The sequence below is a fragment of the Paenibacillus sp. J31P190 genome, assembly GCF_059692075.1.
Genome location: NZ_JCAUAS010000003.1, coordinates 56,234 through 71,938, shown reverse-complemented (window position 1 = coordinate 71,938; position 15,705 = coordinate 56,234). Strand labels below are relative to the sequence as shown.

Below are 15,705 nucleotides of genomic sequence, written 5' to 3'. Positions count from 1 at the left end.
TAAAGTGATCTTTTTTTACACGTATGTCGGCTGTATCTGATTTCGGGTTTGGAAATACTATCTTCCATCTACTTTGCGAGTGGTAACAGCTTCACTGGTACTACCCCAACAAGCCGACTTGCTACCGTGGCTCCAAAAGAAAGCAGCACCACAATCCCTAAGGTTGTGATGCTGCTTTTGCTTATTACTACTTTTGAATGCCGCCTAAACTGGCGCCTTTGGCAAATAATCGCATGATGTTTTTTTCAACCGTTGGATCCGGTATTAACGGCGGTGCTTGGTGCGGTTTAATTCGCGCATCAATCACAACATTATCGCAAGCCCAATGCTTATTCTCATAAAAACTGTTCACGCCATATATATCATGGGAAGGGTTGCTACGGGTGAATGTAGCCCAAACAAAGTTGTTAATGGTCTCACTCATAAAATGGCTGTCATCACATACGATGATCAATGGACAAGCAGGGAGTGGGCCCTTTGCTCCAATAGCCTCGCATAAATCTTTCATTTCAACCTGTGTCTCGCCGTAACTTTTAAATTCAGAAAGCTGAATCGCGACGATTCCCGGCATGACCAAACGCGCATGTTGGATTCCCGGTATTTCATTCATGAAAACGCCAGGAACCTCTAGACATAAATCCCTTTTTTTATCTCCGACTGCTGCGAATACAACCTTACTGCCGCTATTCAAACCTGTACCTGAGTAATCTAGGGTATCGATAGTCGTATTGGTATAAAAATGAAGGTCACGATGAAGGTCTATTCGAGCCAAAACGTAAGTTAAGAAATGCTCTACATCATGAATATCCAAAGGCTGGCTCTCTTCTGCTGTGATGAATAGGTACTTGGCTAGGCTAACTTGTCCCGTCCCTAAAATTCGATTAGCTATCGTGAGTAGCTCTGCCGGCTGCTTGACTTGTTGATAGGGCGTGTAACGTTCGCTGCCTATCGCAAAGAGCAAGGGATGTACGCCCGCGGCATCTACGGCATGAACTTCTTTGACACCTGGAATTTCTTGCTTGATTGCATCGCCTGTGAGTTCATGAATTAATGCACCGAACGCCGTATCCTCTTGAGGGGGCCTGCCCACAACAGTAAATGGAAAGATCGCATTCTTCTTGGCATATACTTTGTGGACTCTCATGAGAGGAAAAGGATGCGTAAGGCTGTAGTAGCCCAAATGGTCGCCGAAAGGGCCCTCCGGCTTGGTTTCGCCAGGATATATTTCTCCAGTGATAACAAAATCAGCATCATGACTAATACAATAGCCATCAATATAGCTGTAGTGGAAGCGGCGCCCTGAGAGCAAGCCCGCAAAGGTAATCTCACTCATGCCTTCCGGCAAGGGCATAACCGCTGACAACGTGTGCGCCGGCGGCCCGCCAATAAAACAGCTTACTTTTAAAGGGGCTCCTTGCTTAGTTGCCTTTGCCTGGTGGACTCCGATGCCGCGATGAATCTGATAATGCAAGCCGATCTCTTTATTTAATTCATACTCGTTCCCGCTCAGTTGAATCCGATACATCCCGAGATTGGAATTCATAATTCCTGGTTTCTCCGGATCTTCCGAATACACTTGAGGCAGGGTGACGAATGCACCGCCATCCTCTGGCCAGTGCTTGATGAGTGGGAGGTCAGCAATGCTGATTTCCTCAAAAGCAGCCGGCAGACCACCGGTTATTTTGATCGGCAGTGCTTTCCAGGCAGCAAGCCCCGTACCGATATGTTTAAGTGGGCTTTTCATTGCCTTCATGGGATCGTTTCGCAAAGAGATTACGTTTTTCACGCCTTCCCAAGTATCTCGAAATATATATTTGCTGCGCTCTACTGTGCCGAAAAGGTTGGATACCGCCCGAAACTTCGAACCTTTAACATTCTCGAATAATATGGCCTGGCCACCGGCTTCATGAACTTTCATATGAATGGCTGCCATTTCAAGCTCAGGATCAACTTCTTCATGTATGCGAACCAAATGTCCGTTCTTTTCTAAATCAACTAAGCATTCTTCTAAATTTTGATAGATCATTATTTTGCTCCAATCGGATACCTTTTCCCCAAAAGGTCTATGTAATAATGTCATTCTACAACAAATGCCAAAAATAAAAAACATGTCACATCGACGGATATGCAAGTAATGAATTGTACGTTAGAAGAAAATAGCGAGAGCGTTAGTGAATGTTCTCTTTGGTGCGCTTCGCTTGGCAGTACATCGGCTAAGGAGTGATAGTCTCCAACATACTGCGAGGTGGCGGAAGTGCATAGCTGACAGGCAGTGCGTAGTCCGTGAGGATACGTGCGGAGGGCTTGAAGGCAAACCCCGGAGGGGGAAAGTCGGTGACATGCCCCAAGGAGGGCTCATCGTTTGCGCAAATGCGATAATCCACTTACAAGATCGTGACGATTAAGGTTTGGTTATGGATGGTGAGAAGTCATACGAAGGGATGGTAGTGAACAAGCTCGCAGGAAAAGCCGCAATGGCGAGTCACTCTATAGGAATCTGCTCCGCCGAGTTTATCTACATCGCTCCCCAATCCGCCAAATCCAGCAATATTGGGATCAATTCACCACGGCAGGTATTACTTTAAATGTTTCGAATACGAAGGTGGCTGGGCCGGTAACACCGCCAACATCAGAAGATCCGTCGGCAACGCCAGTGCCAAGTCCGACGCCAACACCAGTGCCAAGTCCGTCGGCAACCCCGACGCCTAAGATGGCAATGAAACGGAAACATTCATTGATAATTACGTTCAAGACATTCCTCTCGGAACTTTAACAGCTAACGGAATACCAGGACAAACACTTCCGAAGACAGGGGAAACCAGCCATTTATATGTAGAGTTAGTCGGTTTTGCATTGATCCTTGCGAGTCATGCTGAGAAAAAGAGTATGGAAGAAGAAATAAAATTAAAGCCTGCCGGAGATATCTGGCGGGCTTTTTATTTGGAAATAGAAAAATTAATTCGTTATAATCGCTTTGGTTCATTCCTTATTGTGGGATCTGAAAAGTGACGGTAGTGCCCTGATCCGGTATACTTTGAATTTGCAATCCTGTGCCGTAAAGCTGTTTGAGTCGTCGGTCCGTATTCCGAAGACCAATACCCATACTTATGTCTGATGGATTTGCAAACAATCGCCTCAATTTCTCCTCATCCATTCCTACCCCATTGTCACTTATCGTGACTTCAATCTGCCCCGCAGTATTCGTAATCCGGATATGTACCATTCCCCCTTGAGAACGACGCATTATTCCGTGATTCACGGCATTTTCAACGAGTGTTTGAATCGTAAGCGGCGGTAAAGCAAATTGCAGGTTTGCTTCCAAGTCCCATTGTACGATAAGCCGATCTCCGAACCTTTCTTTCTCAATAAATAAATAATGCTTCACGAGCGCGAGCTCACGATCGATTGATACTAGACGATCGGAGTTGTGAAAATCAAAACTTTCCCGCAAATAGCTGCTGAATTGTGCAAGTAACTCTTGCATTCTGAAAATATCCAAGGTTCCGAGTGCGGCAATGGTATTTATTGTGTTATGAAGGAAATGCGGCTTAATTTGGGCCTGAAGCCATGCTGCCTCCAAACGCAGACGTTCCTCAATTGAAAGCTTCAGTTCTGTTAAAGCACGGACCCGGGATTTTAACTCCCAAGAGTCCACCGGCTTCGCAATATAATCATTCGCTCCCGATTGAAAGCCTGCAAATATATCTTCTGAACGGGTTCTTGCCGTTAACAGCAGAATCGGAAGTTCCGATACGGAATATCGCTCCCGAATGATACGTGTCAATTCATACCCTGATAAATGTGGCATCATCACATCCAATATCATGAGATCAAAATATTCGATTTCCATTTTGGCTAAAGCGTCCGAACCGCTAATAGAGGTTGTGATATCATATTCAGCAGTGCCAAGAATATCAGTTAATATTTTCAAGTTGATACTATCATCGTCTACTGCTAATATTTTCGGCTTTTTCGCCATGCTTGTGGAAGAAGATCGAGGTGGAGCCTTGGGCATCACCGCTGCAGCAGTCTCGGACATCTGGGAATGCCCGATCGCGAGGATGCGTTCCGCTTTCACTTGATAATCGGTATCCATAGCTAAGGGCAGCGTAAATGTGAAGACCGACCCGTGACTTAGGGTTGACTCGACCTTAATCCCCCCTCCGTGGAGATCTACCAACCATTTGCAAATACTTAATCCGAGTCCAAAACCTCCATATGCAGTCGACGTATCCAAATTACCTTGTTCATAAGGAAGGAATATTCGCTTCTGCGTTTCCTCATCCATACCGATCCCGGTGTCCCTAATATGAATGTGCGCCAATCCGCTTACAATGTCTGCATGGATGGTAATATCTCCTTTATCCGTAAATTTAAATGCATTGTGAAGCAGATTGAACATAATCTGAACGAGTCTGTTTTCGTCAGCTTTGACAGCGGGAAAATTGTCGGCGACATCAACATAAAGATCAACGGGCTTGCCGTCCAACATGTATCGGATCACTTCGACGACACCGGCAACAACGGACTTTAAGTTCACATTGCTGATCTGCAGCCGGATGTTTTTTTCTTTTAATCTTGCCACATCAAGCAGATCATCCAGCAGCAAGGACATTCGTCTGGCTACGACAACTTGAATTTCCAGTCTTGCTTTATGATCCTCATGCGTTGGATTGCCGGTATCTTCTAAGACGCTTTGAGCGATGTTTATAATGCTATGCAAAGGATTTCTCAGTTCATGAGAAGTATTTACCAGAAAATCGTCTTTTTGTTGATTAGCCAGCTGCAGTTTTTCAGCAAGCAGTTTCGTTCGAGCGATCGATCTAAAAAAGCGCTTAAACCAGAAAGCAGCAAAAGCAAGCACGGTAAAGATCAAATCAAACGGGTAATGCATCATGTCCATCTGAATTTTAAGAAGGGTCCAAACAATGTTTACACCGAGACTGATACAACCTAGCTGTAAATAAATGACATCCTCTTGTTTCCTGGCTGAATGCAAAATATGGCCTGAAACGATCACAGCAATCAGAAGGACCGTGCCCAAAATTTTGAGTGAAGATAAGATGTAATGGGACGGGAATAAGACGACGAAAATTGCATATATGAGACAGTAACCTGCAAACCAGCGATTGACCTTGGCATTTCCGTATTCGGGAAACATGTGCTTCAGCAGCGGGGGAATGAAAGCCACAACACCGATATAAGATAGAATCGATATTTTAACCGAGGTTTCGAACGGTAGCGGGAACCACACAAGCAGCAGTTTGTCGTCAACAGCAAGTACGCTAATAATGGCACAGAAGGTAACCAGTGCAAAATAAAATAGCCCTTTGTTAGCAGCCCCCAAGAAATACAGCATAAGCGCATACAAGCAGTGTACAAGCAAAATGATGCATAACAGCAGCTGCAGACCGATGGAAAGCTGGGTGCGATGATGCTGCGCTTCAACCGTACCGAAATGAATCGCCTTCGTTATGCCCCCGTTCCCCGCATGGTTAGCCACCTGAATGATAATTTCGATGGACTTGCTGTCTGCAGGAAGGGGGATGGTGTAAGGGATGTCCCATGGTTGATACAGCTTCTGGTCTTCCGAAGGCCGCCCGGACCCGGCAGCTAAGAGACCGTTTACATATACAGCGGAAGCATTATTAATTTCATACGTTTTTAATTGAAACGTTTGGCCCTGTTTGTCGTCGAGCAAAATTCGCAGCCGATATGTGCCGTAGAGAAACGAGGTATCAGTACCTTGTTGGAAATAACGTTCCCATGCACCTGGAACCGGAATGATTTTTTTTTCGGATGCATAGGGTGAGGCTTCCATGAAGGTAGTGTCAGGCGCGATCAAGCGTTTAGGATAAAATTCCCATTCCCCGTTCAAAGTAAAGGTTTTGTTTGACGGAATCGTCCATCCTCGCAGATCTAGGATGCCACCGACAACGTGCGGATGTTCGATCGATTTTTGGAAATATAGCACAGTTAATCGTAACCCGATCAGGGTGGCAATAAAAATGGATAGAACTAGCAACAGCTGTTTTTTCGAAAGCAAACCATCAACCTCAGTTCAATTTTATGAGAATTTTTTCCTATCCATCATATCAGATATGTACAGAATTTTGTCGAGATATTGTAGAGTATGTCATGACAATATGGTATTTCATTGCTTTGAGCGTTACATGTTCCAGAAATGAGTTCATTGATGCGAATGATAAAAGAACTTTGTTTTTCCTCACCATAAGATCTATGCAGTTGACGATTACGTTTAAAGTAATACATAAAAGGAAGAATGTACATATTAATTCATAGGAATACCGAATTTCGAGAACATAATAATGAAGTTCTGAGGTGTGACGAGTGCAGCAAGAAAATTGTGACATATCCCCGATGAAAGAACAGTTGAAGCAACAATTGCGCCACATTTCCGCTGAAATAGAGTGCAGCTTGGATACCTTAGATAATGATGAAAATAACTGTCTTTTAAGTCGATTTGACGAAATTCGTGAAGCCTTCAAACAAGTCGAATCCATAGCGGCTTCCTTCTATTTGCAATGTTATTTATCCTCTTTCACCAACCATTATTTAGACTTGTCCATTTGCATTCAGCATCTGTCTGAACGCCGACATGGTGCTCTGATCGTGATCCAGAGAAATGATCTGCTGGATATGTTTATGCACTCAGGCATTAGGTTGGAAGCAACGTTGACTTACTCGTTATTGGAAGCCATCTTTTATCCTGGCAACCCGCTGCATGATGGAGCCCTACTGATTCAATCCGATCGAATCGTTTCGGCTGCGAATGTTTTGCCAGTATCTAATATTTCGGTTGATAAAAAACTGGGGACAAGACACCGCGCGGCGATAGGTTTGACAGAGCGAACCGATGCTCTTGTACTCGTTGTTTCAGAGGAAACCGGTAATGCTTCGTTTGCCTATAAGGGAATCCTGCACCCCATTAATTCTTTAGATCCAATGATCTAGCTGGCATAAGTACGACAGATTAATCACTTTTTCCGGTTCATAGATTTTACATAATTTCTCTAATTTATGACTGCTCTGATGTCCGTTTAAACTGATATGGGGTCAATCCCACGTGTTTCTTGAACATTTGGCAAAAATAAGAGAAGTTCCCCAGTCCCACGGCCTGTCCGATTCCCTGTATAGAGATGTCACTTGTTTTAAGTAGTAAGCAGGCCTGACGAATGCGTCTAGCGGTTAAATATTCGGTAATGCTGCTGCCTACGATTTGCTTAAATACCGCGGATATATGATTTGGAGAAAGATGAATGGCCTGTGCGAGCTGATTAAGCTCAAATGGCTCCATGTAATGGATTTCAATCCATTCCATAACCTTCTCAGCAATGGACGAGGACTTTACTTTGGAATTACGTTCCGTGGATAGGTTGTAGCCGGTTAATGGATAGGAAGTTTTCAAATGATGCATCAGGTTGGTTAAGAAGAACAATTGCTCTTCCAGCAAATGTTCTGGTTTGGCATGCTCAATTGTATGATGGTGTGCTTGGAGCAAGTTATGAAAAGCCTCCGTGTCTAGTCCGCTTATCTTTTGAATAGACAAGGGGTCTTTCCAAAGCTTCTGGAAAAATTCACGTGTGGAAGGGAATGCAGCTAAACAGTCATCAAGCAGTGTGGGTTCAAATACGAAAAATGATCGGATGTACGCATGCTGGGCTTGTTCGTTCATACGAATCCGATGAAGCTGGAAAGGTCTGAAGTAAAAGAGCATACCTGGGGCCAGATCGAAAATTTGTTGTTCCACAATGACGGTACCGGTGCCTTCGTGGACGATAAGGATTTCCATACCTTGATGTGCGTGATAGATTTCAGCAAATGCATTTGTCCGATTTCGGTAAAATTGAAGATGTGCAGGATGTTGATTAAGGTTCAAGTAATTCATTACCTTCATGGTCCGAATGACTCCCCCTCTTCTCTAATCTGATAAATCATAATACAACAACATTTTATCATAAGAGCACTACACTCTGTTCGATTGATTTTTGCTATACTGAGGGCAAGAATTTCGGTAGGAGTGATAGACATTGCTTGGTCAACGGTTGATTCAGAATTGGGAGCATTACTGTGGGAGCCTAGGAGGCGTGTGGGAGGTATGGCGGGGCGATAAGCTTCAAAATCACTATAATGTCCCATGGAAGCAAGTAGAGCTTCCGCATTCTTACAATGCTTTGGATACGATGGACCCAGACAGTAAGTACTATCAAGGACAGGGCTGGTATCGCACAAAGCTGGAGGTGAACAATCCGTATCCGAACGGGCGAACGCTTTTGCACTTTGAAGGAGCTGGACAGCGTTCAAGCGTATTTGTTTATACCGAGCAGGTGGGCGAACACCTTGGAGGTTATGATGAATTCACAGTTGATATTACTGAAGCTGCTGCACGAGCGCGTACAATTGAACGTTATGAGGGTAAAGTAGCCGTAGCCGTCATGTGCGATAACAGCCGTGAGCTCGAGACGATTCCGTCAGATGCTAGTGATTTCCACCTATATGGCGGTGTGTATCGCTATCTGAATCTGGTCTATGTGCCAGCAATGTCGCTGGAGAAAGTACATATCGAGACAGACACACAAGCCTTGCAAAGGTCGATGGTATCCGACTCGGATTCGATATCCTCCTGTGCGGTGAAAGTTCGCGCTGCGTTATATAATCCGAAGGGCTTGAACGAAAGTGTGCAATTGACGATCCAATTAACAGACCCAACGGGCAAAGTGATAGCGGTTTCAAATGTGAGCTCAATGCCGTGGGAAGGTGATAAGGAGCTAACCGTATTCGAGCTTGATACTCCTCAACTCTGGTCGACGGATCAACCTGTCTTGTATGGGTGTAATGTGACACTTTCGAGTGTGCATGGAGAGACAACGGTTAACGAGAAATTCGGGGTTCGTTTCTTTGAGTTCATAAAACAAGGTCCGTTCAAGCTTAACGGTGAGCGGTTATTGCTTCGCGGTACGCATCGACACGAGGATCATGCCGGTGTTGGGCCTGCGATGACAGAAGAGACGATACGTGAAGAAATGCTATTGATTAAGAGTATGGGAGCTAACTTTATTCGGCTAGGCCATTACCAGCAATCGAGAATTGTACTGAATCTATGCGATGAGCTCGGCATATTGGTTTGGGAGGAAATCCCCTGGTGCCGTGGAGGTTTAGGCGGCGAAGCTTACCGGCAGCAATGTCGCGATATGCTAAGCGCGATGATCTCTCAGCATTACAATCATCCGTCCGTGATTCTTTGGGGGCTTGGCAATGAAAATGATTGGGAATGCGATTTTGATTATTTTGATCAGGGAGAAATCCGTAGCTTTATGAAAGAGCTTCATGACCTGTCACACCAGTTGGATGCAGGGCGTCTGACCGCGATACGGCGATGTGAGTTTTGCAAAGATATTATTGATGTCTACTCGCCATCCATTTGGGCCGGGTGGTATCGAGGCATATACACAGACTACGAGAAAAGCTCCCGGATGGCCTTTGAACAGGTGGACTCCTTTTTCCATATGGAATGGGGGGCTGATAATTTGCCGACTCGGCATGTGGAGAAAACGTACACAGGTTTCGAGTATATCCCTCGCGGAAACGGAGCTACAGAAGAGCGAGATGGGGATTATTTACTTACTGGAGGCGAAACGCGTGTTTCTCGCGACGGAGACTGGTCGGAGACCTACTTCTGTGAAATGATCGATTGGTATTTAAAATGCCAAGAGGGAATGGATTGGCTGACAGGTGCAGCTCAATGGTCCTTCAAGGATTTCGCCACGCCAGTCCGCCCAGATTCACCGATCCCGTATCTGAATATGAAGGGAATCGTTGAACGTGATTTGACGAAGAAGGAAGCTTTTTATGTATTCCAATCCTATTGGTCTAAAGAACCTATGGTGCGCATCTACGGTCACACGATGCCAGTCCGTTGGGGTGATGAGAATGAGCAGAAATACCTAAAGGTTTATTCCAACTGCTCTAAGGCGGAGCTTTTCCTTAATGGGGTTAGTTTAGGTATAAAACAGCGAGATTCCAAAGACTTTCCATGTGCGGGTCTACGTTGGAACACGACCTTCAATCCTGGCATGAACCATGTGCAGGTCATCGCTGAGAAGGAAGGCATCATCGTGAAAGATGAGCTGACCTTCGACTACCAGACAGAGACATGGGGGGAGCCGACGGAGCTGCAACTTACAGCAGTGAAGCAGGATGATGGTCGTATCTATGTGGAAGCGCGTATGTTTGACGAGAAGGGTGTTTTTTGTCCAGATGCATCTCATTTCATTCGTTTCGGACTTAGCGGCGATGGTAAGCTGCTTGATGGTCTTGGTACGATCCATGGCTCGAAGCTTGTGCAGTTGGCAACTGGACGTGCGGGGATTTATATCGATCCGTTAGGAGGAAGCGCAGCTGCCATCGGCGAGACTGCGTTCATATCTGCGGGCGGACCAGCCATGGCTGCGGTCAAAGCAGGCAAAGTGACTCATCTGCCTACTTCAATAGTTAGCGCGAAGTGTGAAGGTATTGCGACTGCTTTTATCACTATATAATAAAACCAAAGGAGCGAATCGAATGGAAAACAAGACAACGATTCAAGCTGACAAGTGGAAAAACGCGGCAAGCATGAAGGAAGCACTGCCCCTCGTATGGGAGGCGCTGCAGGTTAAGGTAGATAGAATGATCGAGCAGCTCGGGGATAAATCTCCGCATGTGGCTAAGGAAGACGGTATCTACGATGATATGCGGCATGATTGGTGGACATCCGGTTTTTGGCCAGGCATCTTGTGGATTATGCACGAAATGACAGGCAAGGAGCATTACAAAAAAACGGCTTGGAGCTGGGACGAGAAGTTTGAAAAGAAGATGATCGAGGCTAACAACTATCATCATGATGTAGGCTTTCAATTCCTGCCGACGGCGGTTATCAAATACAAGCTGACAGGCGATCAGGACGGTAAGCGCCGGGGGCTGTTCGCGGCAAACTTCTTAACGGGACGCTTCAATCTGGCTGGTCAGTTTCTGAGAGCTTGGAATCAAGAAAAAATCGGTTGGTCTATTATAGATTCTTCTATGAACTTGTCTATATTGTTTTGGGCTGCACAAGAGTCTGCTGATCCACGGTTTGAACATGTAGGCAAGGCGCATGCTGATACGGTGGTGGAACACTTTATCCGAGAAGATGGATCTGTGAATCACATTTTAAGCTTTGACCCTAGGTCGGGTGAACTCATCGAATCGCTTGGCGGGCAGGGGGCAGGACCTCACTCTTCCTGGAGCCGTGGGCAAGCATGGGCGCTGCATGGTATGGCGAACACATACCGCTATACAAAGGATGCCAAATATCTCCATGCCGCTAGACGCGTTGCTCACTATTTTCTAGCTTGCTTGCCTGAAGATTATGTAGCGCATTGGGACTTCCGCGCAGCCGAATCATTGGAAGGCCTCCCGCGCGACACGTCTGCGGCATCCTGCGCTGCGTCTGGTTTGCTTGAGCTGGCTGATGCACTCCCATCCGTAGAGGGCGCACTCTATCGCCAGGCAGCTGAACGGATCCTGCTTTCCTTGACCCAGAACTATGCGACATGGGATCAACCGAAGCATGAGGCAATCCTGCTTGGTGGAACTGGCAATTTACCAGCTGGGCAGAACATTGATGTTTCCTTGATCTATGGGGACTATTATTACGTTGAAGCCATTGCGAAGCTGCTAGGCTGGAAGAATCGAATTTTCTAGCAAACTGGCCTGTGATTAGCTAATTTCATTATGGAATTAGTGGGTCACAGGCCAATTGCTTTTACATGAGTTGCACGCGGAAGGTTAGTAATCTGCAGGGAGGGGCCTGATAATGGGAATCTTAAAGTTAAAGAAGGAACAATGGAAAGATTACTTTGAAATGGACAGAATTCTCCATGATGCGGAGGAATCGCTTCACGCCCCGACGATACATATAACAGATCATATTGCTCTTGGAAGTCCTGGAGGCTTGCATGATTATTATTCGAATGGAGACTATTGGTGGGCGAATCTGGATACAGAGGACGGACTGCCGTATATTCGCCGCGATGGCGAAAGTAATCCTGGCAATTTCGATCATCACCGGAGTACGCTTCGGCTTATGAGGTCGCATGTGGTCAGGTTGACCTCGGCCTATCGGATTACTGAGGACGAACGGTATGCGGCAAAAGCGATACAGCTTTTGAAGGGGTTTTTCTTGGATGAACAGACCCGAATGAATCCGCATCTGCTGTATGCCCAAGCGATTCCTGGCGTATGCGAGGGAAGGGGAATCGGGATTATCGATACGCTCCATTTGATCGATGTAACGGCAGCATTTGAAGTTTTGCAAAGGTCTTTAAGTGTGGAGGATGCTTTCAGGTTGGGACTAGAGGATTGGTTCTCCAGTTACTTGAATTGGATGAGCACGCACCATCAAGGTATTGAGGAACGGGACGCGTCCAATAATCATGGGATCTGTTGGTTCGTACAAGCAGCTGCATTTGGACGGATGACTGGGAATCAACAAATGCTTGCTTATTGTCGAGAACAATTCAAAACTCGCCTGCTGGCTGAACAAATGGATCAGAACGGCAGTTTGCCGAGGGAATTGGCACGAACTAAGCCTTACGCCTATTCCATCTTCGCATTGGATAATCTGGTCACCCTCTGCCATATCCTATCGATTCCGAACGATAACCTATGGGATTATCAATTACCCGATGGAAGGGGAATCCGGAAGGGAATCGATTTTCTGACGCCATATTTGATGAATAAAGCTTCGTGGCCTTATAGGCATGATGTGGAGTGCTTTGAAGAGTGGCCTGTTGGGATATCGTTTCTATTATTCGCAGGGCTTGCTTACGAATCTAATGATTTGCTGAAGATGTGGCACTTGTTGGACAAAAGCCCAGCGAATTCAGAGGTGCGTCGAAATATGGCCATCAGACAACCAATGCTTTGGTTGTAAGAATGTAGAGGTTATGCAGTGAAGGGATGTCTGGTAACCAAGGACACTCCCTTTTTTACGTTTACATCCCTATTTGAATATCCAGATGAGGTAATGAGGGTGTGGAGTTTCGATTTTAAAGATGAATTTACGATTATGAAGATTTATTATCTCCATGATTTATATAAAATTGAGGGAGAGTGCGCACTCGACGACAATGAAAGGAGTTCAATGGTTGGAAGGTTTGGTGGTTCGTTAATGAAACCAAGATAAGAGGAGGATGTTTTAATGGGAAAAGGAAAAAAAGCAGGCATTGTTATGTTATTGGTTAGTTTGTTTCTTGCCATGATCCCTTTTTCAGGTTATGCATCGGACGCTAAATTTTCGATCGCAACGTCTGGCGTGACGGCGAGTGCCGATGATGGGAACGTACCTGCCAATACGGTGGATGGAAGCTTAACGACCCGCTGGTCTGCCAGTGGTGACGGGCAATGGATCAAGTTCGATTTGGGCTCCGTAAAAAAAGTATCTTTTCTTAAAATCGCTTTTCTAAGTGGGGATATCAGAACATCCAATTTTGATATTCAAGTATCTACGGATAATGTTACTTTTACGACGGTTCAGGCTAACGTGACGAGCAGTTTGAATACAAGCCTGCAGGTTTTTGATTTTCCGGATGTAGACCCCGTCCGCTATGTGCGGATTGTTGGACATGGCAACTCTGTTAACGCATGGAATAGTTACACAGAGGTTGAAATTTACGGAGACACTTCTGCAAGCGCTTCCGCGGATTCGAAGTTCTCCGTCCCCGGGTCTTCGGTGACCGCTAGCGCGGATGATGGGAATGTGCCAGCTAACACGGTGGATGGAAGCTTGACCACACGTTGGTCTGCTAACGGAAATGGGCAATGGATCAAGTACGATTTGGGCTCGAATGTCAAAGTCGCCTTCATTAAGATCGCATTTTTAAGCGGGGATACAAGAACTTCTAGTTTTGATATTCAAACTTCAACTGATAACGTGAATTTTACAACGGTACAGGCGAACGTGACCAGCAGTTTGAATACAAGCTTACAGGCTTTTGACTTCCCAGATGTAACGCCAGTCCGTTATGTGCGAATTGTTGGACATGGCAACTCCGTCAACACATGGAACAGTTATACTGAGGTAGAAATCTATGGTGTTGTTCCTGTTACTCCTGGTATACCTGTTTCCACATCCGGAGAGTTAGCAACGGCCTTGAGCAATGCAAGTGCGGGTACTACGATCGTTCTCGCTAATGGGACCTACTCACAAACAGGCCCCTTTGTCTTGAGCAACAAAAACGGCACAGCGAGCAGCCCTATCACGATCAAGGCAGCTAATCAAGGGCAGGCGATTATTTCTGGCGGGGCGTCTCTCCAAATTCAAAACTCTTCCAATGTCGTTATCGAAGGGCTTAAATTTACAAACTTAGGAAATACAGCCCTTCTCCTTGATGGATCCAATAACATTCGAGTTACTCGAAATCAATTCGCGCTGCAAGCAACCGGAGGAACCCTCATCTGGCTTCAGGTTAGCGGAGTCAATAGTCATCATAATCGAATCGACCATAATGACTTCGGTCCCAAGAGCGACACGGATCCTCTCATTGCCTATCAAGGTGATAATAACGGAAACATCTCTCAGTATGACGTCATCGAATATAATTACTTTCATGATGTGGGTCCATGGGTGGCTAATGGCAAAGAAACGATACGCCTTGGATTATCGGGAATCTCCTTGTCCAATGGGTTTAATACCATCCAGTATAATTTATTTGAGAACTGCGATGGCGAACCCGAAATCGTTTCTGTGAAAAGCAGCAATAACACGGTTCGTTATAATACCTTCAAGACCTCCAAAGGAGGGCTCACCTCAAGACATGGACATAACAACTCATTTTACGGAAACTATTTCCTTGGTGATGGCGTAGAAACGGAAGAAGCGGGAATCCGTATTTATGGCAACGACCATAAGATATACAACAATTACATGGAGAACCTCACGGCTAACGCCATTATTCTTGACAATGGTAATTATGATGGGGGCACGAGTGGGTATCCTTCCAATCCAACGCCTGATGACTTGAGAGCGCAGTGGAAAATTTACCGAGCGCAAGTCGTCAACAATACGATTGTTAACAGCACGACGGGAATTATTGTTGGTTCCTGTAAAGCGTATGCCACTCAGGACAGCAGAATAGCTAATAATATCGTGAGAAATTCCACGGGCACTCTTTATGATGAGGTTGTGACTACCAACACCGTATTCGAAGGGAATATTGGGTTCGGCAGCACAGTAAGCAATAATAGTTCGAGGACGGCTGCCCAAATTTGGGGAATCAATCCGTTGTTAACAACCGTTAACGGGTTGCAAAAATTGTCCGCTACCAGTCCGGCGATCAACGCTGCAATGGGAACCTATACCTATGTGACAGAGGATATGGATGGAGAAACACGCTCCACCACGGACATTGGAGCAGATGAACGGTCTTCAAGCACATCCTTTGGGAAACATCCATTGGTGGTAACAGAGGTAGGGCCGAATGCGCCTTAGGTAACGAACAGTTTGGCTAAAATGAAGATCGCAACAGCTTAGGCTGTGCGGTCTTTTTTTCGCATAAACAGTCCCCTAACTGTAAACCTCAACCGTCCATTTCGTGTCGATTTTCCCATATAGCCGCTCCTTAGCAAGTAGCCAAATAATTAATGTTCACCCACCTGTGAACATAT

Annotated in this window: 9 protein-coding genes; 5 read left to right on the top strand and 4 right to left on the bottom strand. The window is 45.6% G+C overall.

Annotated features, from left to right (window positions below; all coding sequences use genetic code 11):
- Positions 1 to 187 precede the first annotated feature (187 nt).
- The 3 genes from AC58U0_RS07360 to AC58U0_RS07350 all read right to left on the bottom strand — a co-directional run bounded on the left by AC58U0_RS07360 (position 188) and on the right by AC58U0_RS07350 (position 6,046).
- Positions 188 to 2,026, bottom strand: a complete 1,839-nt coding sequence (locus AC58U0_RS07360) for a UbiD family decarboxylase (protein ID WP_497378331.1) — start codon at positions 2,024 to 2,026, stop codon at positions 188 to 190.
- Positions 2,027 to 2,556: 530 nt separating this feature from the next.
- A complete protein-coding gene (locus AC58U0_RS07355; RefSeq protein ID WP_497378329.1) occupies positions 2,557 to 2,751 on the bottom strand; it encodes a hypothetical protein in 195 nt (64 codons plus the stop codon).
- A 235-nt stretch (positions 2,752 to 2,986) separates the two neighbouring features.
- The gene (locus AC58U0_RS07350; RefSeq protein ID WP_497378328.1) at positions 2,987 to 6,046 is read right to left on the bottom strand and encodes an ATP-binding protein; all 3,060 of its coding nucleotides are present in this window, start codon (positions 6,044 to 6,046) and stop codon (positions 2,987 to 2,989) included.
- 305 nt (positions 6,047 to 6,351) lie between these two features.
- Here AC58U0_RS07350 and cdaS point away from each other — a divergent pair, with 305 nt between their 5' ends.
- Entirely contained in the window at positions 6,352 to 6,975 is a 624-nt protein-coding gene (cdaS, locus tag AC58U0_RS07345) for a sporulation-specific diadenylate cyclase CdaS (RefSeq protein WP_497378326.1), read from the top strand.
- Between the two features lie 64 nt (positions 6,976 to 7,039).
- On the opposite strand, the gene AC58U0_RS07340 is transcribed toward cdaS, so the two are convergent.
- Positions 7,040 to 7,918, bottom strand: coding sequence for a helix-turn-helix domain-containing protein (locus AC58U0_RS07340; protein ID WP_497378324.1), 879 nt, complete (start codon positions 7,916 to 7,918; stop codon positions 7,040 to 7,042).
- A gap of 133 nt (positions 7,919 to 8,051) precedes the next feature.
- Between AC58U0_RS07340 and AC58U0_RS07335 the strand changes: the two genes are divergently transcribed.
- The 4 genes from AC58U0_RS07335 (at position 8,052) to AC58U0_RS07320 (ending at position 15,529) form a co-directional block, all read left to right on the top strand.
- A complete protein-coding gene (locus tag AC58U0_RS07335) occupies positions 8,052 to 10,559 on the top strand; it encodes a glycoside hydrolase family 2 TIM barrel-domain containing protein (protein WP_497378322.1) in 2,508 nt (835 codons plus the stop codon).
- A 73-nt stretch (positions 10,560 to 10,632) separates the two neighbouring features.
- Entirely contained in the window at positions 10,633 to 11,742 is a 1,110-nt protein-coding gene (locus tag AC58U0_RS07330) for a glycoside hydrolase family 88 protein (protein WP_497378836.1), read from the top strand.
- 112 nt (positions 11,743 to 11,854) lie between these two features.
- On the top strand, positions 11,855 to 12,973 hold the full coding sequence (locus AC58U0_RS07325) for an alginate lyase family protein (RefSeq protein WP_497378321.1): 1,119 nt from the start codon (positions 11,855 to 11,857) through the stop codon (positions 12,971 to 12,973).
- 267 nt (positions 12,974 to 13,240) lie between these two features.
- A complete protein-coding gene (locus AC58U0_RS07320) occupies positions 13,241 to 15,529 on the top strand; it encodes a chondroitinase-B domain-containing protein (RefSeq protein ID WP_497378319.1) in 2,289 nt (762 codons plus the stop codon).
- Positions 15,530 to 15,705: the final 176 nt, after the last annotated feature.

Coding starts and splice junctions, on each gene's coding strand:
- AC58U0_RS07340 (WP_497378324.1), bottom strand. CDS start 7,918: ATGAAGGTAATGAATTACTTGAACCTTAATCAACATCCTGCACATCTT.
- AC58U0_RS07360 (WP_497378331.1), bottom strand. CDS start 2,026: ATGATCTATCAAAATTTAGAAGAATGCTTAGTTGATTTAGAAAAGAAC.
- AC58U0_RS07320 (WP_497378319.1), top strand. CDS start 13,241: ATGGGAAAAGGAAAAAAAGCAGGCATTGTTATGTTATTGGTTAGTTTG.
- AC58U0_RS07330 (WP_497378836.1), top strand. CDS start 10,633: ATGAAGGAAGCACTGCCCCTCGTATGGGAGGCGCTGCAGGTTAAGGTA.
- AC58U0_RS07325 (WP_497378321.1), top strand. CDS start 11,855: ATGGGAATCTTAAAGTTAAAGAAGGAACAATGGAAAGATTACTTTGAA.